The organism is Salipiger sp. D13, from assembly GCF_003703915.1.
Classification (GTDB): Bacteria; Pseudomonadota; Alphaproteobacteria; order Rhodobacterales; family Rhodobacteraceae; genus Salipiger; species Salipiger profundus.
Window position 1 is genome coordinate 1 of sequence record NZ_ML112599.1, and the last position, 18,937, is coordinate 18,937.

Consider the following 18,937-nt stretch of genomic DNA (forward strand, 5'->3'; position numbering starts at 1 on the left):
GTGGAGAACAGGCTAACTTCAAACCGCGGACTTTTCAGGGGAGCAGGTTATCAGGGACGCGAGCCGGTGATGCGGGTCGATTTCCTTCATGTCGCCGTTGATCTTTCTGTCCGGGGTGACGCCATTTTCCGGGCGGCCCTCGGCCCCACGAGCCAAGGTGCCAGGCGCCAGAGGTAGATGCCGAACGCGGCGGTCCAGAGCGCGGCCGACAGGTCGATCCCGTCGAAAGCCCCGAGCACCACGTGCTGCCCTGCCACGCGGGCGGCGGTGGCAGCGCAGATCATGGCAAAGGACCAGGTCAGCGCGGAACCGGCGACCAGCGGGCGGCCCGTGTGCCCCATGGTTGCGCGCATCGTGACCGCCAATGTCATCCCTGCAACGGCTCCGATCCCGAGCACATGGGCGCTGACCGCCGGGGGGGCGATACCCGCGGCCCCTGTCGCGATGGAGGCGAGCCCGAGAGGCACCATCAGGTAGGCGACATGAAGCATCAGGAGGAGCGGCGACCGCCAGGTGTCCTGCCCCCGCCAGCGAAACAGGCGGATCAGGTGAAGCATCGCCGCCACGGCGCCAAGGCAGCCGGTCACGAGGTGTAGCGGCGCAATGCTCCAGCTGATCAGTGCGACAGCGCCGGTGAGGATAGACGCCCCGTCGAAACGGTCAAACGCAACCGGCAACCGCGCGCTGCCGCGCTGAGCAAGCCAGTTGCGCGTGAAGCTCGGGACGATCCGGCCGCCGATCAGCATGATGAGGAAGATCAGGATGGCGATGCCAAGCCGTCGCCCGATGTCGGAAACGCCCTGGGTCAGCGCTTCGACATGAAACAGCAGGTTTGCCCCCCAGAACAACGACACGGGCAGAAGGACCTTCAGGTTCCTCCAGTTGCGCCCTGCGATGATCTCGCGTGCGATCATCGTGGCGACCGCAAGCAGGAACAGCTGATCGATGCTTGCCGCCATGACTGGACCGACGGGGACAAGGCCTGCGACGGCGGCCCGTCCCGCAAGCCATGTCACAAGCAGGACCGCAAGCGGCCAGCCCCGTGTCGGCATCCGCCCGGTCCAGTTCGGGACGGCGGTGAACAGGAAGCCTGCGACGACCGCCGAGCCGTAGCCGAAAATCATCTCGTGGATGTGCCAGTCGACCGGCGAGAAGTGGCCGCCGACGCCGACATCTCCGCGCCAGACCAGCCGCCAGAACGGGATCACCGCGAAGGCGAAGAGTCCCGCGAACAGAAAGAAAGGGCGGAAGCCATGGCTCAGGAACGCCGGGCCTCGATAGGTATTGCGCGTTTGCATTGATCATACCCCCCTGGAAAGAGATCAGGCGGCGCCGATGGCACCGCCCGGTTCGGCCGCCTGGCGCGGGACGATGCGTCAGTCGACCTGGGCGATCAGGTCCGCCATGCGGGTCTTGGCCTTGCCCTTCTGCTTCACGGCCTCGGCCGCTTCGAGGTTCACCGCGTCACCGACCTGGATCAGGGCGACCATCCCCATGGCATAGTGCGGCGTGCACTTGATTCCGTAGACGCCTTCTTCCTTGACGGTCAGGTCGAATTCCTCGTTGAACTTCGTCTTGAAGCCCTCGACGCCTTCGGGAAGCATCCCGTCGATATCTTCGACATTGTGGCCCCTGTCGGTCGGAATGAACTTCACCACGTCGCCGGGCTGGGCCTTCACGTAGGCCGGTTCGAAGACCATGGCCCCGGCTTCGCCCTTGTTCATCATGTGAACCTCGAAGGTCTCGGCGCCGGCGGCACTGGCGGCAAGGGCGACGGCGGCGGTCATCATCAGTTTCATCAGCATCGGAAAGTCCTTTCATTTGTCCGGTTGCTTTGCATGAACCCGATATGCGTTAAGGAGCGCAGCTTAACGTTGCTCTGAAACAAACTCCGGACAGGAAACGTGCCGAAGCTCGATGAAAGCCTCCTTGCCGACCTCCCGCCCTTCTCCCTGCTGGAGCGGAAGCAGATTCGCGAGACCCTCGATCGCGCGGTGTCGCGCCGCCACGAGATCGGCACGGCCATCTTTCGCGAAGGACATGATGCCGACAGGTTCTACCTGCTGCTGGATGGATACCTGCGCGTGGTCCGGAGCACGCCCGGCGGTGACCAGATCATCGTGCTGCACATCTCGCCCGGTCAGCTATTCGGTATCGCGCCGGCGCTTCAGCGCGACACCTACCCGGCGAGCGCCATCGCTGCCGCCGAGTCGCTTGCCTTGTCCTGGCCGGTCAGCCTGTGGCCGGAGTTCGTCGCAAACTATCCCGGCTTCGCGACCGAAAGTTACAAGACGCTCGGCCAGCGGCTTGGTCAGATACAGGAAACCCTGACGGAAATGGCAACGCAGGCGGTCGAGAAGCGTGTCGCCTGCGCCCTGTTGCGCATGGTCAATCAAAGCGGACGCAAGACAGCCAAGGGGATCGAGATCGCCTTTCCGGTGACCCGTCAGAACATTTCGGAAATGACGGGCACGACCCTGCACACCGTCAGCCGGCTGCTGTCTGCCTGGCAGAAGGACGGCATCGTCCAGTCGACGCGAAAGCACATCGTCGTCACCGATCCGCACAAGCTGGTCATCCTGAGCGGCATGCAAAGCTGACGGGGCCTTACCCGAGCGAAGTCCTGATCCGGAAACCTGGAAACAGCGCCCGGGTCACTTTCGGATCAGTTCAGCCAGCTCTGCGCGAAACGCATCCTCGTCGAGCCCGTATTCCAGGCATGCATCCGTGATTGCGTGAAATGGCGCGATCGGACAGCCCGGGCAGAGCATCCGCCGTGCCATGAAAGCGGCCGCAGTCTGGGGCCACGTGGCGAAGAGTTCCGAGAGCGGCAGGTCGGGGTCTTCGAAATCGAGCTTGCGCATGGCGGCTCCTTTCATACGCGCATGCTTCGCACATCTTTCGTCGCGTTCTTTGCGTTTGCGCAAAAAGCGACAACGCCCGCCCTCCTAGACAGCCGGTATCCGCAACAATTTGTCGGGACCGCGACATGTCAGAACTACTCACCAAATCGCGGGCCAGGAACGTGTTCTACGGGGGATCCATCTTCTTCGTCGTCGTGTTCGTGGCCCTGACGGCGCAAAGCCACCGTCACATCGTGGACAAGGCCACGGCCGGGATGCCCCTCACCGAGGAGGTTCGGCTGGGCAAGCACGTCTGGGAACGCCACTCCTGCATCAACTGCCACACGCTGCATGGCGAAGGCGCCTATTTCGCCCCCGAGCTCGGCAACGTGATGACCCGCTGGGGCGCACAGGAGGACCCCGAGCTTGCCTACGAGATCCTGGACGGATGGATGCAGGCACAGCCCTCGGGCATAGAGGGCCGCCGCCAGATGCCGCATTTCGAGATCACCGACGAGGAGATGCGCGCGCTCGCCGAGTTCCTCCGCTGGGCCGATCAGACCGACACCCAGAACTGGCCGCCGAACGACGCCGGCTGAGCCCCTTCAGGAGACAGACACATGAAATACCAATCGCAAAAGGTGGCTTACGCCTATTTCCTCGCGGCGATGGCGCTGTTCGGCATCCAGGTGCTGGGCGGGCTGCTGCTGGGCTGGATCTACGTGTCGCCCAATACGCTGTCCGAGGCGCTGCCTTTCAACATCGTGCGCATGATCCATACCAACGCGCTGATCGTCTGGCTGCTGCTGGGTTTCTTCGGCGCGGCCTACTACCTTGTCCCCGAGGAGAGCGAACGCGAGATCTTCTCGGTCAAACTGGCCTATATCCAGCTGGCGATCCTCGTGATCGGCACGCTGGGCGCGGTCGGCTCCTACCTCGTGGGTATCCACGGCGGGCGCGAGTTCCTCGAACAGCCGCTCTGGGTCAAATTCGGCATCCTCGTCGCGGCAGTGATCTTCCTCGTGAACGTCTCGCTGACCTTCCTTGCCGGGCGCAAGACGGCGATCACCAACATCCTCATGATGGGCCTCTGGCTGCTCTGCCTGCTCTGGGTCTTCGCCTTCATCAACCCCGACAACCTGTCGCTCGACAAGATGTACTGGTGGATGGTCGTGCACCTCTGGGTCGAGGCGACCTGGGAGCTCGTCATGGCCGCGATCCTCGGCTTCCTGATGCTGAAACTCACCGGCGTCGACCGCGAGGTGATCGAGAAATGGCTCTATGTCATCGTCGCCACGGCCCTGTTCTCGGGCATCCTCGGCACCGGTCACCACTTCTACTGGATCGGCACGCCCGGTTACTGGCAGTGGATCGGTTCGGTCTTCTCGACCTTCGAGGTGGTGCCGTTCTTCGCGATGATGTCCTTTGCCTTCGTCATGGTCTGGAAGGGCCGCAAGAACCACCCCAACAAGGCCGCGCTTCTGTGGTCGCTGGGATCGTCCACCGTCGCCTTCTTCGGTGCGGGCGTCTGGGGCTTCCTGCACACGCTGCACGGGGTGAACTTCTACACCCACGGCACCCAGATCACCGCGGCCCACGGGCACCTTGCCTTCTACGGCGCCTATGTCGCCCTCAACCTCGCGATGTTCAGCTATGCCATGCCGCTGCTGCGGAACCGGGCGCCCTACAACCAGGTGCTCAACATGGCGAGCTTCTGGCTGATGACCGGCGGGATGGCCTTCATGACCTTCACGCTGACCTTCGCGGGCACGATCCAGACGCACATGCAGCGGATCGTCGGCGACTACTACATGGACGTGCAGGACCAGCTCGGCCTGTTCTACCTGATGCGCTTCGGCTCGGGCATTGCCGTGGTCCTCGGCGCAGTCCTGTTCATCTACTCCATGCTCGTGGTGCGCCGCGAAGTGGTCAAACCCGGCCCCGTGGCCGTACCGGGAGAATGATCCGATGAAAGACCTGACCAACCTCGATCTGCCGTTCTACCAACCCGTCGCGGACGAATGCACGGTGTTCGAAACCGCCCATGCCAACGCTCTGCCCCTTCTTCTGAAGGGGCCGACCGGCTGCGGCAAGACGCGCTTCGTCGAGCATATGGCAGCCCGGCTCGACCTGCCGCTGCATACGGTGGCCTGCCACGACGACCTTTCGGCGGCGGATCTGATCGGGCGCTACCTGCTGAAGGGCGGCGAGACCGTCTGGGTCGACGGCCCGCTCACCCGCGCGGTGCGCGATGGCGGGATCTGCTACCTCGACGAGGTGGTCGAGGCCCGCAAGGATGTCACCGTCGTGCTGCACCCGCTGACCGATGACCGCCGCCGTCTCGTCATCGACAGGACGGGCGAGGAACTGGACGCGCCCCGGAGCTTCATGCTCGTGGCCAGCTACAACCCCGGCTACCAGAACGTGCTGAAGAAGCTGAAACCGTCGACCCGCCAGCGGTTCGTCTCCATCGGATTCGACTTTCCGGCGCCCGGGGTCGAGGTGCCGGTGGTGATGCGAGAAAGCGGGCTGGACGAGGACCGGGCAAAAGCGCTGGTCCGTCTGGCCGGGGGTATCCGCAACCTCTCGGGCATGGACCTCGAGGAAGGGGTATCGACCCGCCTTCTGATCTATGCCGCGACGATGATCGCCAAGGGGATGCCTGTGGATCGGGCGCTTCAGGCCGCCATCATCGAGCCGCTCAGCGACGAGCCGGACGTGCAACAGGCCCTGCGCGACATCGCGGGCGCCGTTTTCGGGTGATGCCATGATCCACGTGACCGACCTCATGGAGCCGGAGGAAACCGTCGGCAACCTCTGGCACGATCTGGCCACCCGGAAGGCCGCCGCGGATGCGGGCCGGGCCGCGCATTTCGACACCATGCGCCCGAGCCTCGCGGCGCTCTTCCGCGCGCTAGGTGGTCCGGCTGGGATCGAGATCGTGGCCTCTCCGCTTGCCTCCTCCGAGCACCGCCCCGGCCTGTTCCGCCGGGTCGGCACCCCGCGCGAGATGGTGCATCTGGCCGATTTCGACGGCGAGCGCCTGCGCCTCCCGCCGGTGATGGATGACTTTTCCACGCGCGAACTGAATCGTGCCGCCTACCTCTGGCTTGCCGCCATCGCCGCCTTTTCCGGGGTGCCCGCCGCCTCGGAGGATCCCTATCTCAACGATCTTGCCCAGATCGCTGCGAACGAGGCCGCGATGGACCGTGCCTTTCGCGCCTGCCCGGGCCTTCAGGACAGCTATCGCGCTCTTTGCCGGGAAACCTGCGCCCTGCGCCAACGCAGCGCGCTTCCCCGGCACGAGGCCTCGGTCGAGCGGATGATCCTTGACCAGATCGGCTGCCAGCGCGGCGGCATCGAGAAGATCGCCGCCCCGGCTCCGCGCGGCTACCGCAGCTATGCTCCGGTGCCGATCTGGCTTCGGTTCCGGCCCCGCACGACCGGCAAGGGCGCGTCTGATGCTACGGAAGACGCGGATCAGGCGCCTGTTCTCGCGGTGCCGAGCCGCAAGGAAGCCCGACGAGAGGAGCGCGACCAGGCCAACCGCAACGACGGTTTCATCATCCACCGGTTCGAGACGATCATGTCCTGGGCCGAAAGCCTGAACATCAATCGCATGGTGGATGACGACGATCAGGACAATGCCGCCAAGGCCGCCGAGGATCAGGACCATCTCACCTTCTCGGAGAACATGAAGCGGGCCGCCACCCGGCTCCGACTGTCGCTGGACCTGTCGCCCCAGGACGCCGATCACGAGATGCTGGCGGGCAAGTTCACCTACCCCGAATGGAACCGCCGCACCGGAGACTACATGCCCGGCCACACCCGCGTGCTCGAGGCACCGGCCAGACCGCGCACCGAATACGCCCCGGACCCGCGACTCGTCGCCAGGGTGAAGCGCCAGTTCGCCCCCCTGCATCCGCGCCGTGTTGTCCTGCCACGTCAGATCGACGGCGAGGATCTGGATCTCGACGCGCTTGTCACCTCGCGCACCGACATCGCCAGCGGCCATGAGGGGTCGGACCGCATCTGGCAGGCAGGCCGCCCCACCGCGCGCGATCTCTCGGTCGCGATCCTGATGGATTGTTCCCGCTCGACCGAGGCCGCCATCGGCGACACCTCGGTCATCGAGGTCGCGCGCGAGGCCCTGTCGTCCCTGGCCGAAGGCATCGACACCGCCGGAGATCGGTTGGGCATCTGGGGGTTCTCCTCGCTGCGCCGCGACCGGGTCTTCCTGCACCGGGCCAAGACCTTCGACGAGACCATGTCGGGCGAAGTCACGGCGCGGATCGGCGGGCTGACCCCGGGCCATTACACCCGTCTCGGCGCGGCCATCCGCCATGTGTCGGCCCAGCTGGCCGAGGAGGGAGCCACCCGCCGCCTGTTGCTGGTGCTGACCGACGGAAAGCCGAACGACCTCGATCACTACGAGGGCCAGCACGGTATCGAAGACAGCCGCATGGCCGTCCGCGAAGCCCGGGCCCTCGGGCAGGCGGTGCATGGCGTCATCGTCGACCAGGACGGGCAGGACTGGTTCGCCCGCATCTTCGGGCGTGCGGGGTTTACCCTGCTGCCGCATCCCGAGCGTCTGCCCCGTGCCTTGCCCGATATCTATCAAACCCTGACAATGGAGAGCTGAGATGAAACGCATCGTCGCAATCGCCGTGGCCCTGCCCGGCACCGCCATCGCCGAGGCCTTCGACCGCCCGATTCCCCAACCCCAGACCGCCGCTGCCGAATTCTGGTTCCTTGTCGGCTCCGTCGCGCTGATCGTCGCGCTGGGCGCCGTGCAATGGATGGTAAGCCGGCGATGAGACCTTCTCCGAAGCTTCTCGCCGCCCTCTACCCGTTCGGCGCCGGTGCGATGGGGGTAAACCTTTTCTTCGCCTCGCTGATCGGATCCTGGCTCGGCTGGCCGGTGCTGACCCCATGGCAGGCCGCCGCCGGGGGGCTGGTCATCGGCCTGCCCGCGACCTACGCCTTTGCGTGTCACATCGTCCGGTTGATGGAGAAGGCGGAGAACTGATGACCGAGTGGACAGAATACGCCGTTGCGCTGGCTGTTTTCGTCGCCAGCCATTTCCTCCCGCGCATCGGTGGGCTGCGTGACCGGCTGATCGCGGCAGTCGGGAGGCGAACCTATTTCTCCGCCTACGGGGTGCTGTCGGTGGGCCTGCTGGTCTGGGTGATTGCGGCTGCGGGCCGGGCGCCCCATGTCGAGCTCTGGCCCCAGATGCCCTGGACCAGATGGGTGCCGAACCTTCTGATGCCACTGTCGCTTGTGCTCGTGACCTGCGGGGCGGGTCTGCCGAACCCCTTCACTCTCGGTGGACGGCGCAACGCCCGGTTCGATCCCGCCGCACCAGGATTTGCTGCCGTCTCGCGTCATCCACTCTTCGTGGCACTCGCCCTCTGGGCCATCGGACACCTCGTGCCGAATGGTGACATCGCTCATGTCATCCTGTTCGGCAGCTTCGCGGTCATGGCGCTTGCCGCCATCCCCGCCTTCGATGCGAAGGCGAGAAAGGAGTTGGGCGACCGATCCGCTGCCTTCTTCGCCGCGACCTCCATCCTGCGTCCGACCGCCCTGTTCGACCAGCACTGGCTGCGAACCAATCTCCGGTCGACGGTGCTGCGTGCGGCCCTGGGGCTGCTGCTCTGGGTGGCGCTGCTGCACCTGCACGGGCTCGTGATCGGGGTCTCGCCCTTTCCGATCTGAGATTGATCCGGCGCAAAGTCTCCCGGTCTGAAAAGGCACATACCGGGCGCATGAAACAGATCGACCGCCTCACATCCCTCGGCCTCTTCAACGCCCGGGTGCCCCGCTACACCTCGTATCCCACGGCTCCGGTATTCTCGACCGATGTCGGCGCCACGCAGCAGGCGCAATCCCTTGCCGCGCTGGACGCGTCCGAACCAGTCTCCGTCTACCTGCACATTCCCTTCTGTGAGCGGCTGTGCTGGTTCTGCGCCTGCCGGACCCAGGGCACGAAGACGCTCTCGCCCGTCGAAAGCTACATCGGCACGCTCGAGCGGGAACTGGCAATCCTCAAGGACACGCTGCCGGATGGTCTGCGGATGGGACGGATGCACTGGGGCGGCGGCACTCCGACCATCCTGCCGCCACACCTCATCCACCGCTTGGCGCAGGCCGTCCGGGCGGTGATCCCTCCGACCGAGACCCATGAATTCTCGGTGGAGATCGACCCGACCATGGTTGACCGCGACAAGATCGCGGCCCTTGCCCAAGAAGGCATGAACCGTGCCAGTATCGGCATCCAGGACTTCGATCCGAAGGTGCAGGACGCCATCGGCCGCATGCAGCCGTTCGACGTCACGAAAGCCTGCGTCGACGATCTGCGGGCGGCGGGAATCACGTCGCTCAACGCCGACCTGGTCTATGGCCTGCCGCACCAGGACATCGCGCGACTGGACGACACCGTCAGCAAGGTGCTGGACCTCTCGCCCGACCGTGTTGCGCTTTTCGGCTATGCCCATGTGCCATGGGTCTCGAAGCGCCAGAAACTCATCGACGAAACAGCACTCCCGCAAGAGGTCGAGCGCTACGAGCTTGCCAGCCATGCCGCGTCCCGGTTCACGGGAGCGGGTTTCACGGCCATCGGGATCGACCATTTCGCGCGGTCGGCGGACGGGCTGGCACGGGCTGCCGCTACCGGACATCTGCGCCGGAATTTCCAAGGATACACGGACGATACCTGTCCCACCCTGATCGGTATTGGCGCCTCTTCGATCTCGCGTCTGCCGACCGGCTATGTCCAGAATGCCCCTGCCACGGCAGCCTACGTCCAGCGCATCGAGGCTGGAGAACTCGCAGGTTCCCGCGGCCATGTCATGACCCGCGAAGACCTTCTGCGCGCCCGAGCGATCGAGATGATCATGTGCGATTTTCGCATGGACCGCAGTGCCTTGCGGGCGGCCTTTGGCGACACGTCAAGATCCCTCGACCTCTTGATTGCCCAGGTCGCCGCGCAGTTCGGTGACTTCGTGGATGTCACGGAGGAGGCGCTGGAAATTCGGCCTTCGGGTCAGCCTCTCACGCGCATCATTGCAAGCGCGTTCGACGCGTATACCCAGGACGCTGTTCGATACAGTCAAGCCTCGTGAGCAAAGGGCAGGGGGGCCGACCACGCTTCAGGTGAGTGACGCCTCCCTCTGGCCAGGCCACCGAAGACCGCGCGCCGGGTGGGCGGGCCGCCCCCAGCCGAAGGCTGAAGGCAGCACCTGATGGGGCGGCAATAGCTACCGGCGGCCATGGGCCGTTCATGCACGAGGACGGAAAAGCGGAGGCCGGCAGCGCAGGTGGCAACCGGGTCACCTGCTTCTGACCGCGGATCGTGCGAGGGCCGAGATCAGGTCGGTCCGCGTGACGATACCCGTGATGATGCCATGCTCGATGACGGGAACCGCATCGATATCTCCGTCGGCCATCATCGGAAGCAACGCGCTGACGGGCGTGTTCGTCGTTGCTCGCGGACCCGCCACGCTCATGATCTCAGCAGCCTGCACGGCGCGATCCCGGCCACCGTCCAGAAGTCGTCTGAAAGCGGGAACAAACCCCCGGTCGAGACGCAGGGCGTCTTCCCGGGCCCTGGTTATGAGGTGGATCTGGAAGATGATACCCAGGAACCGGTTGTCAGGACCAACGACCGGAAGCGAGGTGAACTTGTGGCGCCGAAAAAGATCTGCAACCTGCACAAGGTCGGTTTCGGGTGACACCAGAACCAGTTCCCGGGACATGATCTGCGAGGCTGTCATGGGGCCGGTCTCATGCGAAGCCGCCTGCATCTCGGCTGCACCGATCAAGCGCGCCAGGTCTTCGACGCCGAGATTGAAGGAATGACGGTACCTGTCGAGGATCTCGCTGAGCTCGGCTTCTGAAAGCCCGATCCGCTCGCTCGGCGAGACGGCTCCGGTGCCGCGCCCTGCCGACTCTTCGAAATGCCGGAACGGGTACCGCCGCCCCGTCAGGCGGGCATAGACCATCGCAACCAGCACAAGCGCCAGTGTCCCCAAGCCGATCGGCACGATCGCAAACCAGAACCCGAGCGCATCCGTCACACCCGGAGAAAGCGCGGCTGTCATCGCCACGGCCCCGGCCGGCGGGTGAAGTGCCCGGAGCATCATCGTCACGCAGATTGCCATGCCAACGCTCAAGGCAACCCGCAACAGCGGCTCATCGACCAGCATGCAGACGGCTACCGCCACAAGTGCAGCAACCATGTTGCCGACGATGGCCGACCACGGCTGGGCGAGAGGAGAGTTCGGAACGGCAAACAACAGGACCGAAGTGGCGCCGAACGGTGCGACCAGATAGAGCCCCCAGTCGAGTTCGATGCGGGGGGACAGAAGGAACAGCCCGGTCAGGCCGATGCCCACGAACGCACCCAAACCTGCACGAAACGCGTCTTTGAGGTGAACCTGGGCCACGGCGGGGCCGAAAGATCCGAGCATGTCCGAGCTGCGCCCCCTTCTCTTGGCGCACAACTTTTCAGCGTTGTGTCTGACTTTCAACCAATCTCCGGGCGCAATTGCGCGCTAGCGCTCCCTGACAAGACGGAAGCCGAGATGATCCGGGGGCAACCCGACGGCACAGCCGCCGACGCTGGCATCGCGGACGAAGTCGATCACCGCGGCCTGATGGCTTCCGCCGGCGATACGAACACCGCAATAGGGCTTCCGGGCCGAGATCGTTCCGTCCTCGGCGATCTCTCCATTCTCCAGGCACCCGTTCGTCCACTCCCAGACGTTCCCGCCCACGTCGGCCAGCCCAAGGCTGTTCTCTCCGAAGCCGCCGCGCGGCCGGAGTGTCGGATCGGAGCCGCCGCGCAGGATGGCGCCGCGCTCATATTGGGAAAGCATGCGTTCTCCGGGATCGAGATCGCCCTCATCGGGGGCCGCGTCACCCTGCCGCTCCGCCGCGGCCCGTTGCCATTCCGGCGCGGCAGGCAAACGCCATGTGTCGCCTGTCAGCTCCGAATACCAGGCGGCATAGGTGGTTGCGTCCGTCCAGTTGACATTGGTCTGGGCGACACTGCCGGTGCCGGTCCCGACATCGACGCAGGCGCCATCCGCGACACAGGCGGCGTAGTCGCCTCGCGAGACCTGGTACTTCATGATCTGGAAGGCAGGGACCGAAATGCGCCTGAGCGCCGGCGTCGCCGTCTTGCCGGCCCGGCTGAAATTTCCAACCGGCCTGTAAGAGACCTCTCCGTCGGGGATGTTGATCAGTTCGGGAAGATCACTTTCGTCGGACCGATGGGCCGCAGAAGTCCCCTCGGGGATGCCGGATCGCCATGCGACAGTCCCGAGACCGATAACGACGGCCGCTCCGGCCAGCGCGAGGATGCCCCTGATCCCAATCATAAGTGGCTCCCATCGAAAAATGGGGGGCCAAGCAGGCTTGGCCGCCCCGGTCACCAGTCACCTCGAGCCGCCCGCCTTTTATGGCAGAGCGGTCTTGCCTTCGTAGGCCGCGTCATACTCCACCGGAGCCTGGACCTGCTCCATCAGGTCGTTGTTCCAGTCGCCTTCGACGACGACGTGCGCTGTGGCGCCAAGATTCACGGCCTCGATCAGGTTGTGGTTCACGTAGGCATAGACGCCCGGCTGGAGGAACTCGTAGAGCATCGCTCCTGCGGAACCGCCCGCGATGAACCATGTTTCCAGATCGCGCTGCGGCGGGTTGTTGAACTTTCCGCGCTCCCAGACGAGATCTCCGTGCCCGCCGATCAGGTGGGGCCGCGTGTCCCTGTTGGCCTGGCTGTGCACGAACAGGACCTTTTCGCCCTGAGAGGCATGCAGCGCGTTGTCACCGGTCAGGGCTCCGACCTTCCCGTTGAACACGACGTGGCTCGGGATCAGGCCGTTCATCACCTCGAGCGTGTCGGGGTAGCTTTCGCCGACGTCCGCGAACCGCTTGTAGTCTCCGTTTTCGTCCTTCGGAATGTAGAAGTCGTTCTCACCGATATAGAAGACACGGTCATAGCGGACCGGGTTGCCTTCCGGATCCTTCAGGCCGTCGCGCGGCAGGACCATGATGCAGCCGGCCATGCCGCTGACGACGTGCCAGGGGATCATGGGGCCGCCCGGGGCACAGTGATAGACGAAGGTGCCGGGCCGTGTCGCCTTGAACCGCAGCTTGGTCTTCTCGCCCGGGTTCACGAGCGTCAGCGAGCCGCCGCCAAGCGCGCCGGTGGCCGCGTGGAAGTCGATGTTGTGCTGCATGAGGTTCTCGGGCGAGTTGAACAGCGTCAGTTCCACGTAATCGCCCTCGTGCACCACCATCATCGGACCGGGGATCGAGCCGTTGAAGGTCATGGCCTGAAGATGGGCGCCATCGTCGACCTCGATCTCCTTCTCGACGATCTGCATCTCGAATTCGACGATGCGAGGTTCGGCGGGGGCCACCTGCTCGTGTTCGTGCACCATCGGCGGACGGACAAGCTTGCGCTTGATGCGCTTCAGGCTCGAAAGATCAACCGGCGCGGCGTGGGAGGTATCCATGATCTCCTCTGCCTTCGCAGCCTTGGCGAGCACGGGTAGCGCCGCGATGCCTGCGGCCCCCATCAGAGCGGCTCTTCTGGTCAACATGTCCTATTCCTTCCAGATATGAGTGCTGTTTGAGCCAAACCTATCCACGCCGGGCTTTTCGAACTTTGCGGAATGACAAACTTGCAGCATGAAAGCGAAGACCGGACGGTTCACATAACGCCACGCATGGCGAAGCCGGGGCGTCAGTTCCTCTGCGCGATCCTTGGAAAAAGGGCCACGGAAATCATGGCGAGCGACCACCTGAAGCCTTTCGCCGATCGCTGACCTTGCGTTTTCAGGCTCGGCTGCCGGACGGCGCAGGCGCCATCAGCAGGACAGGTCGCATGCGGGGCAGGTGAGGGACCGGGGGCTTTCAGGTCGTTCCCGTGCGATCTGGCTCATGCTTGTCGGAGAGCCGCAGAAGGGCTCTGCGGTGGCATGCGCCTATGTCCGTGCGGTAATGGATGCAGGCGCGCGCACGGCTCCGTGCGGAACAGCCCCGGTCTGGCAGGCGTGGGCCGGAATGTCTCGGAGTGGACGAACGGGCGGCTCGGGAATGTGCGATCGCCAAGGACGGAACGGCCTCGGCGCGGAAACCCTGTGGCGGGGTTCGGATCGTCAACAGAAGCCATCAGGCGGCAGTCATCGACCTTGTTCGCGATGAAAGCGTCGACGGCGCCAGACCATTGTTCCGTAGCCTGCCGCGCTCCTCCCGAGGGCGGGCGCCCCGGTCCATGATCTGCGCTCCCGCATCTCGCGGTGATCTTCGCGGACCCGTTTGTCGCGCGCCCGGCCTCAGGCCGGCATCGTTGCCAGCATCATGTCGGCGGCCTTTTCCGCGATCATCGTCGCGGGGGCATGGGTGTTGCCGGAAACGATGGTGGGCATGATCGACGCGTCCGCGATCCGCAGGCCCCTGAGGCCATGCACGCGAAGTTCGGGATCGACGACCGCCATGCTGTCCTGTCCCATCTTCGCGGTGCCGACAGGATGAAAGATCGTCGTCCCGACCTGGCAGGCCGCTTCGACGAGAGCGGCATGATCCTGAATGGCCGGGCCGGGCAGGATCTCTTCCGGAGCGTAGCGTTCCATGCCGCTTGTCTGCATGAGCTCTCGTGCGATGCCGATGCTTTCGACTGCGACGGTGCGGTCCTGCTCGGTGTCGAGATAGCGCGGCCGGATCTCGGGGGCGCCCTCCGGGTCGCCGGGGCGCAGGTGCACGCTGCCGCGGCTTTCGGGGCGCAGGTTGCAGACCGACACGGTCATGCCGGAATAGCGGTGCAGGGGCGATCCGAAGCTGTCGAGCGACAGCGGCTGGACGTGGAACTCGACGTTGGCGGTCTCGTGGCGCGGGTCGGAGCGACAGAAGATGCCGAGCTGGCTCGGGGCCATCGACATCGGACCCGAGCGGCGAGCGATATATTCGAGCGCGATGGACGCCTTGCCCACCATCGTCGCCACGCGATCGTTCAGGGTCCTGCCGCCGGTGATCTTCCAGACCGTGCGCAGCTGCAGGTGGTCCTGCAGGTTCTCTCCCACGCCGGGCAGCGCGTGGCGGGTCTCGATGCCGTGCCGGGCCAGGGCTTCGGGGTTTCCGACGCCCGACAGCTCGAGGATCTGCGGTGTCCCGATGGCGCCGGCGGAAAGCACGACCTCGCGGTTGGCACGTGCGTGGCGGGGCCGGTCGCCGACCCGGTAGGACACCCCGGTGACGCGGCGGCCCTCGAAGGTCAGGCGGTCGACCTGGGCACCGGTCAGCACGTGCAGGTTGCCGCGCCGCCTGGCCGGATCGAGAAACGCCTTGCGGGCGTTCCAGCGCAGTCCGCTCCGCTGGGTCACGGGGAAATAGCCGACACCCTCGTTGTCGCCGTCGTTGAAGTCGTCGGTCGGGTGGATGTCGATCTCGGCCGCGGCCGCCGCCACGTCGTCGAGGATCGGCCAGTTCAGGCGCTGCTGCTCGACCCGCAGCTCGCCGCCCTTGCCGTGAAAGGCATTTTCCCCGCCCCAGTGATCCTCGGACTTGCGGAAGTAGGGCAGCACGTCGTCCCAGCCCCAGCCGGGATTGCCCGCCTGCCGCCAGAGATCGTAGTCGCGTGCCTGGCCGCGCATGTAGATCATGCCGTTGATCGAGGAGCAGCCGCCCAGCAGCTTGCCCCTCGGGTAGGCGAGCGAGCGCCCGCCCAGCCCGTCTTCGGCCTCGGTCCGATAGCACCAGTCCATGTTCGGATTGCCCATGGCGTAGAGATAGCCCATCGGCACGTGGACCCAGAAGCGGTTGTCGCTGCCGCCCGCCTCGAGCAGCAGCACCCGGTTGCGCGGGTCGGCGCTGAGCCGGTTCGCGAGCACGCAGCCCGCGGAGCCCGCGCCGATGACGATGAAGTCGTATTCCGCGATGTCGGCCCTGACCGTCACGACGTTCCTCCGCGCACGCAGGTCTGCTGCTGGACGCCGAGCCCGTCGATCTCGAGCCGCATGACGTCCCCTTCCTTGAGGTAGAGTTGAGGCTTCATGCCCAGCCCCACGCCCGGCGGGGTTCCGGTGGTCACCACGTCGCCGGGTTCGAGCGTCATGAAGGTGCTCAGGTAGCTCACGAGGTGGTCGATGCCGAAGATCAGCGTGCGGGTCGAGCCATCCTGACGGCGGGTGCCGCTGACGTCGAGGCGCATGCCGAGGTCGTGCGGATCGGGGATCTCGTCGGCGGTGACCATCCACGGGCCCATCGGGGCAAAGGTGTCGTGGCTCTTGCCCTTGGTCCACTGGCCCTGGCGTTCGGCCTGCCAGGCGCGCTCCGAGACGTCGTTGACGATCAGGTAACCGGCGACATGCGACAGCGCGTCGGCCTTGCTCACGTTCTTGGCCCGGGTGCCGATGACAAAGGCCAGCTCGACCTCCCAGTCGACCTTGTCGGCGCCCGCGGGCAGCTCGACGTCATCGTAGGGCCCCGAGATCGCGCTGGTCGCCTTCATGAAGACGATGGGCTCGCCGGGGACCTCCATGCCGGATTCAGCGGCGTGGTCCGAGTAGTTGAGCCCGATGCCGATGAGCTTGCCAACCCCGCCGACGCATGGGCCGATGCGGGGCTTGCCCTCCACGACCGGCAGGCTGGCGGGGTCGAGCGCCGAGAGCCGTGCCAGCGTGGCGGGGTCGAGCGTGCTGCCGGTGACGTCGGCGATCTCGCCCGAGAGGTCCCGCAGGCCGCCGTCGTTGTCGATCAGGCCCGGGCGTTCCTGTCCGGGTTGGCCGTATCGCACCAGCTTCATGTCGTCGTTCCTTTCCATTCGTGTGAGATTTCCAGCCAGCCCTCGTCGGCGAAGGCGTCGGTGCAGCTGTCGGGCAGGTCGGTGAAGGCGGCCTGCGCCGCCTCGGGGCTCGCGGTTTCGACGAGCAGCAGGTATTGCTGCTCGCCCGGGCCGCCGCCGTAGACGCTGCGCTCGGAGGTCATGATGTTCGAGATGTCCTCGTCGACCGCGTAGAGACGCAGGCGGGTGACATCGGGCGCCGCGCGCAGGCCGGAGAGCCAGCGCTCGGGCAGCTCCGCCGCGTTGAACCGCAGGCTCGCGATCCAGGGTGCCGCGAAGGGGCCGGGCGCACCGCTGCTGTCCTGAAGCCGGTAGATGTTGCGCACCGGATCGCGGAAATGGGTCAGGGCCTCGCGCGTCCAGACCGTCGGCGCGTTGAGCGCGGCAAGGTAGGCGTCCGACGACAGCGTTTCCGGTGCCTCCGTCTCGTACATCATCAGGAAGGCGCCGTCGCGGCCGCGCAGCCGATAGCGACGACCCTCGCGGAATCCCGGGATCGAGACTCGCTCGGGGATGTGTTCGCAGTTGTGCCATTCCTGGTACCGCTGCAGGTAATCCGCGTCGATATCGGCCCAGAAGGCCATGAGACCGGTTCCGGTCATGTCGGGCTCCTTCCCTTACATTCCCAGCAGGCCGTAGACCTGCCGCGTGTAGGCCCCGAAGGCCTCGTGTGTCTTCATGTCGAGCGTGCGGGGGTAGGGCAGGTCGACGTCGATTGCCGCCGCCATCCGTGCCGGACCCGAGGTCATGACGGCGATCCGCGAACCGAGCAGCACCGCCTCGGAGATGCCATGCGTGACGAACAGGATGGTCTTGCCGCTGGCTTCCCAGATCCGGAGCAGTTCGAGGTTCATCTTCTCGCGCGTGAGCGCGTCGAGCGCGCCGAAGGGCTCGTCCATCATGATGAGCTTGGGGTCGTGGATGAGCGCCCGGGCGATGGCCACGCGTTGCCTCTGGCCGCCCGAGAGCTGCTTGGGATACTTGTTTTCATGCCCGGACAGGCCGACCAGGTCGAGCAGCTCGCGGGCGCGCTCGCGTGCCGGTTTCATCGGCATCTGCAGGATCTCGGCCGGAAGCAGCACGTTGTCGAGGATGGTGCGCCAGTTCAGGAGCAGGGCCTGCTGAAAGACCATGCCCACGTCGCGGGTGGCGTCGAAGCTGGTCGTCTCGTTGCCGACGCGGACGGTGCCGCCCTCGTGCGAGGTCAGGCCCGACAGGATCATCAGCAGGGTCGACTTGCCGCAGCCGGACGGGCCGACGATCGAGACAAGCTCTCCCTCGTTGATCGACAGGGTGACGTCGGACAGGGCCATGTAGGGGTTCTTGCCGCCCTGGCCGTAGACCTTCTGGACATTCTCGAGTTCGATGAAGGCTTGATTGCTCATCAGGAGTCTCCCTTGCCGAGGGTGAGGCGTTCGAGCAGGTCCACCGCGCCGTAGAGCAGCATCCCGATCAGCGAGATCAGCAGCACGCACATGAACATCGTGGCGGTATCGAGATTGATCTGGACCTGGAGCATCAGGTAGCCGAGCCCGCGCTCCGAGCCGATGAATTCGCCCACGATGGCGCCGGCGACCGCGAGAACGGCGGCGACCTTCATTCCCGAGAAGACATAGGGGAGGGCGCCGGGAAACTGGATCTTGGTGAAGATCTGCCACTTCGAAGCCCGCAGCGAGCGCGCGAGATAGAGCATCTCGGGTTCGACCTCGGACAGGCCGCGCGACGTGGTGATGACGATCGGAAAGAAGCAGATGGTGAAGGCGATCACGGTATTCGTGCTGATCCCGTAGGACATCCAGACGATGATGATCGGTCCGAGTGCCACCTTGGGGATCATGTTGAGCGTCACCAGCAGCGGCATGCCCCACTCGAGCGTGCGGCGGCTCCACGAGAAGATCAGCGCGATGGCGACGCCGACGATCACTGCGATGACGAAACCGCCGACGATCTCGGTGGCGGTGACGGCGGTGTTGGCGATCCAGTCGTTGCCCTCGTCTCCCAGCGTCGCAAGCGTCTCGAGCGGCGATGGCAGGATGTAGGTGGGCATGGACGGCAGGCTTGCGACCACCTGCCAGAGGCCGATGAGCAGAAGATGTGCCACCAGCGGACCGGCATACTTGTCGAGCAGGCGGCCGCCCGTTGAATTGGGTGTGTCAGACATGGATGGTCCTATTGAGACTGAGGCTGTCGCTCCGTCGCCCGAGAACGGCGGCGCCAGTCGCGAGACGACAGGCGCCGCGCG

20 protein-coding genes are annotated in these 18,937 nt (G+C 65.4%); 9 read left to right on the top strand and 11 right to left on the bottom strand.

The genetic code is table 11. The annotated features are described in order from the left end of the window. Positions 1-86: 86 nt before the first annotated feature. Positions 87-1,298 carry an NnrS family protein gene (locus tag D6860_RS13685; RefSeq protein ID WP_076622775.1) on the bottom strand — a complete coding sequence of 404 codons (1,212 nt, stop codon included), beginning with the start codon at positions 1,296-1,298 and terminating at the stop codon, positions 87-89. Between the two features lie 78 nt (positions 1,299-1,376). Beyond that, the gene (locus D6860_RS13690; protein ID WP_076622774.1) at positions 1,377-1,805 is read right to left on the bottom strand and encodes a pseudoazurin; all 429 of its coding nucleotides are present in this window, start codon (positions 1,803-1,805) and stop codon (positions 1,377-1,379) included. 99 nt (positions 1,806-1,904) lie between these two features. Between D6860_RS13690 and D6860_RS13695 the strand changes: the two genes are divergently transcribed. After that, a complete protein-coding gene (locus tag D6860_RS13695) occupies positions 1,905-2,600 on the top strand; it encodes a Crp/Fnr family transcriptional regulator (RefSeq protein WP_017467644.1) in 696 nt (231 codons plus the stop codon). 54 nt (positions 2,601-2,654) lie between these two features. Here D6860_RS13695 and D6860_RS13700 read toward each other — a convergent pair whose 3' ends face one another. After that, positions 2,655-2,864: a DUF1858 domain-containing protein gene (locus D6860_RS13700; protein ID WP_017467643.1), complete on the bottom strand. Its 210-nt coding sequence runs from the start codon at positions 2,862-2,864 to the stop codon at positions 2,655-2,657. Between the two features lie 125 nt (positions 2,865-2,989). Between D6860_RS13700 and D6860_RS13705 the strand changes: the two genes are divergently transcribed. The 8 genes from D6860_RS13705 to hemN are packed head-to-tail and all read left to right on the top strand — an operon-like array spanning position 2,990 to position 9,970. Next, complete coding sequence (locus D6860_RS13705; RefSeq protein ID WP_076622773.1) at positions 2,990-3,442, top strand: c-type cytochrome; 453 nt, start codon at positions 2,990-2,992, stop codon at positions 3,440-3,442. A 21-nt stretch (positions 3,443-3,463) separates the two neighbouring features. Continuing rightward, positions 3,464-4,807: a cbb3-type cytochrome c oxidase subunit I gene (locus D6860_RS13710; RefSeq protein WP_076622772.1), complete on the top strand. Its 1,344-nt coding sequence runs from the start codon at positions 3,464-3,466 to the stop codon at positions 4,805-4,807. A gap of 4 nt (positions 4,808-4,811) precedes the next feature. Next, complete coding sequence (locus tag D6860_RS13715; RefSeq protein ID WP_017469506.1) at positions 4,812-5,606, top strand: CbbQ/NirQ/NorQ/GpvN family protein; 795 nt, start codon at positions 4,812-4,814, stop codon at positions 5,604-5,606. Between the two features lie 4 nt (positions 5,607-5,610). Next, positions 5,611-7,485: a nitric oxide reductase activation protein NorD gene (locus D6860_RS13720; protein ID WP_076622771.1), complete on the top strand. Its 1,875-nt coding sequence runs from the start codon at positions 5,611-5,613 to the stop codon at positions 7,483-7,485. A gap of 1 nt (position 7,486) precedes the next feature. Then, entirely contained in the window at positions 7,487-7,660 is a 174-nt protein-coding gene (locus D6860_RS25270) for a hypothetical protein (RefSeq protein WP_017467716.1), read from the top strand. Beyond that, positions 7,657-7,872 carry a hypothetical protein gene (locus tag D6860_RS13725; protein ID WP_017467715.1) on the top strand — a complete coding sequence of 72 codons (216 nt, stop codon included), beginning with the start codon at positions 7,657-7,659 and terminating at the stop codon, positions 7,870-7,872. The genes D6860_RS25270 and D6860_RS13725 overlap by 4 nt, the downstream gene beginning before the upstream one ends. Then, on the top strand, positions 7,872-8,564 hold the full coding sequence (locus D6860_RS13730; RefSeq protein ID WP_017467714.1) for an NnrU family protein: 693 nt from the start codon (positions 7,872-7,874) through the stop codon (positions 8,562-8,564). Before D6860_RS13725 ends, D6860_RS13730 begins: the two co-directional genes overlap by 1 nt. A gap of 50 nt (positions 8,565-8,614) precedes the next feature. Beyond that, entirely contained in the window at positions 8,615-9,970 is a 1,356-nt protein-coding gene (gene hemN, locus D6860_RS13735) for an oxygen-independent coproporphyrinogen III oxidase (RefSeq protein ID WP_076622770.1), read from the top strand. Positions 9,971-10,177: 207 nt separating this feature from the next. Here hemN and D6860_RS13740 read toward each other — a convergent pair whose 3' ends face one another. The 8 genes from D6860_RS13740 to D6860_RS13775 form a co-directional block, all read right to left on the bottom strand. After that, positions 10,178-11,317, bottom strand: a complete 1,140-nt coding sequence (locus tag D6860_RS13740) for an HPP family protein (protein ID WP_017467387.1) — start codon at positions 11,315-11,317, stop codon at positions 10,178-10,180. A gap of 84 nt (positions 11,318-11,401) precedes the next feature. Next, complete coding sequence (locus D6860_RS13745) at positions 11,402-12,283, bottom strand: SUMF1/EgtB/PvdO family nonheme iron enzyme (RefSeq protein ID WP_229743334.1); 882 nt, start codon at positions 12,281-12,283, stop codon at positions 11,402-11,404. A gap of 24 nt (positions 12,284-12,307) precedes the next feature. Next, positions 12,308-13,456: a copper-containing nitrite reductase gene (nirK, locus tag D6860_RS13750; protein ID WP_076622769.1), complete on the bottom strand. Its 1,149-nt coding sequence runs from the start codon at positions 13,454-13,456 to the stop codon at positions 12,308-12,310. Between the two features lie 735 nt (positions 13,457-14,191). Further along, positions 14,192-15,808 carry a GMC family oxidoreductase gene (locus tag D6860_RS13755; protein WP_076622768.1) on the bottom strand — a complete coding sequence of 539 codons (1,617 nt, stop codon included), beginning with the start codon at positions 15,806-15,808 and terminating at the stop codon, positions 14,192-14,194. Further along, a complete protein-coding gene (locus D6860_RS13760) occupies positions 15,805-16,656 on the bottom strand; it encodes a fumarylacetoacetate hydrolase family protein (RefSeq protein WP_076622767.1) in 852 nt (283 codons plus the stop codon). Before D6860_RS13760 ends, D6860_RS13755 begins: the two co-directional genes overlap by 4 nt. After that, positions 16,653-17,297: a DUF4286 family protein gene (locus D6860_RS13765; RefSeq protein ID WP_017467255.1), complete on the bottom strand. Its 645-nt coding sequence runs from the start codon at positions 17,295-17,297 to the stop codon at positions 16,653-16,655. The genes D6860_RS13760 and D6860_RS13765 overlap by 4 nt, the downstream gene beginning before the upstream one ends. 15 nt (positions 17,298-17,312) lie before the next feature. Next, positions 17,313-18,080, bottom strand: coding sequence for an ABC transporter ATP-binding protein (locus D6860_RS13770; RefSeq protein WP_076622766.1), 768 nt, complete (start codon positions 18,078-18,080; stop codon positions 17,313-17,315). Further along, positions 18,080-18,856 carry an ABC transporter permease gene (locus tag D6860_RS13775; protein WP_076622765.1) on the bottom strand — a complete coding sequence of 259 codons (777 nt, stop codon included), beginning with the start codon at positions 18,854-18,856 and terminating at the stop codon, positions 18,080-18,082. The genes D6860_RS13770 and D6860_RS13775 overlap by 1 nt, the downstream gene beginning before the upstream one ends. Positions 18,857-18,937 lie beyond the last annotated feature (81 nt).